This window comes from Burkholderia sp. Ac-20353, assembly GCF_017104785.1.
Taxonomy (GTDB): domain Bacteria; phylum Pseudomonadota; class Gammaproteobacteria; order Burkholderiales; family Burkholderiaceae; genus Burkholderia.
Window position 1 is genome coordinate 1 of record NZ_JAAGPL010000424.1, and the last position, 2166, is coordinate 2166.

Annotated in this window: 2 protein-coding genes and 1 pseudogene; 2 read left to right on the forward strand and 1 reads right to left on the reverse strand. The window is 67.9% G+C overall.

The annotated features are described in order from the left end of the window. Positions 1-304: pseudogene (locus G3N94_RS40895) on the reverse strand (TerC family protein); the annotation flags it as partial. 107 nt (positions 305-411) lie between these two features. On the opposite strand from G3N94_RS40895, the gene G3N94_RS40900 reads away from it, so the two are divergent. After that, a complete protein-coding gene (locus tag G3N94_RS40900; protein ID WP_205799848.1) occupies positions 412-1305 on the forward strand; it encodes a LysR family transcriptional regulator in 894 nt (297 codons plus the stop codon). 161 nt (positions 1306-1466) lie between these two features. Next, a partial coding sequence (locus G3N94_RS40905; RefSeq protein WP_205799849.1) for a DUF2242 domain-containing protein occupies positions 1467-2166 on the forward strand: 700 nt, incomplete at its 3' end.

Genomic DNA, 2166 nt, shown 5'->3' on the forward strand with positions numbered 1-2166 from the left:
CGAGGAACAGGCCGCCCGACAGCAGGATCATGTCGCGCCACGAGAACGCGTGGTCGAACAGCGAGAATACGGGCTCGGTCAGGCGCGCGATCCACGCAACGGTGCCGAGCAGCGCGAGCCGCATCACGAGCGCGAGGCCGATGCCGAGCCGCTGCGTGCGCGCGCGCTGCGCTTCCGGCAGCTTGTTGCTGAGGATCGAGATGAAGATCAGGTTGTCGATGCCGAGCACGACTTCCATCACGACGAGCGTCAGGAGCGCCGCCCACACGGCGGGATCGGCAGCGAGCGTCAGCAGGTGGTCCATGAATTTTTGCGAACAGAGGTGGAAAGCCCGATGATCGCCGCTTCTGCGCTTCGAAAAAATCAGCGACAATCTGATTTTTAGTTCGGTTTTTCCGAAGTGACGCGCCGATGCTGAATTTCCGACATCTGTACTACTTCTGGGTCGTCGTGAAGGAAGGCGGCTTCGCGCGCGCGGCCGAGCGGCTCGACATGGCCGTGCAGACCATCAGCGCACAGGTGCGCGAGCTCGAAAAGGCGCTCGGGCACCAATTGCTAAAGCCGGCCGGCCGCGGTGTCGCGATGACCGACGCGGGCCAGGCTGCGTACGCGCGCGCAGAGGAAATCTTCGAGATCGGGCGGCTGATTCCCGACGAGGTGCGCGCAGCCGCTAGCCAGCCGACGGTGCGGCTCGCGGTCGGCCTGTCGGACGGCATCTCGAAGCTGGCCGCCCATGCGATCCTCGCGCCGGTGCTCGATACGCCCGCGCTCAGGCTGCTGTGTCACGAAGGCGAGCACGATGCGCTGCTCGCCGAGCTCGCGCTGCATCATCTGGATCTCGTGCTGGCGGGCCAGGGCGCGCCGCCCAATGCGAACCTGCGCGTGACGAGCGAGCGGCTCGTCGCGTCGCCCGTCGACTGGTACGGGCCGGCGGCGCTCGTCACGCAAGCCGCGCGGCAGCGCTTTCCGCAGTGTCTCGCCGAGTTGCCGCTGTTGCTGCCGACCACGCATTCCGCGCTGCGCGCGCGCCTCGACCGCTGGCTGGAATCGGCGCGCATCGTGCCCCACATCGCCGGGGAATTCGAGGACAGCGCGCTGATGGCCGTGTTCGCGGCGCGCGGCCTCGGTGTGTTTCCGCTGAGCGAGCTGGGCGCGAACGACGCATCGCTGCTGCGGGGCCTGCGGCGGCTCGGGCGCGCCGGCGACGTGACCGAGGAGATCCACGCGATCCGCTCGCGGCGCGGCGAACATCATCCGCTGACCGCGCAATTGCTCGCGGCCGCGCGCGATTCGTCGGCCGGCTGAAGCGAACGCGCCATCAAACGAAACTATAATAGCGCCCCGGCCCTGCGAGATTGCCTCGCGCCCACCCGCCGGCCGCGCGCGTGCGCGGCGGCATCGATCCGACCTTCGCGCAACGCGCGCAGTCCACGCGCGGCATCCGGCCGAGCCTTTTGAAAGACGCCATGCACAACCGATTTCGCCTGTTTTCCGTTTCGTGCGCGCTCGCGGCCGCGACCGTGCTGGCGGCGTGCTCGTCGCCGCCCAAGCCGATCTACCAGCAGGAGCAGTTCGACGCGACGAGCAGCCCGTACGCCCACTCGTTCCACGCGAAATCCGACGCGACCTGCGAGGCCGCGCGCCGCGCACTGCTGAGCCAGGGCTACGTTGCGTCGTCGTCCCGTTCCGATGCGGTCGACGGCAGCAAGAATTTCCAGCCGAACAACGACATGCACGTGGTGATCGAATTCCACGTCGTGTGCGCGGACGCGAACGCGGACGGCACGTCGAGCATCGCATACGTGAACGCGGTGCAGGACCGCTATACGCTGAAGAAGTCGAACACGTCGGCGAGCGTCGGCCTCAGCGTGTTCGGCTCGCTGTCGCTGCCGATCGGCTCCAGCGACGATGCGCTCGTGAAGACCGCGAGCGAGACGATTCCGGCCGGCGTGTTCTACGAACGCTTCTTCAACCTCGTCGACCACTTCCTGAAGATCGATCCGACCCACCGCGACCGCGCAACCGTGAAGGCCGCGGAGAAGGAGCCCGTCACGCCGCTGCCCGAGCCCGCGCCGACGCCGCAGGGTGAACCGATGAAGATGACGACGCCGATCGTACCGACGCCGCCCGCGCCGCCGGTGCCGAACCCCGTCACCGCACCGGGGT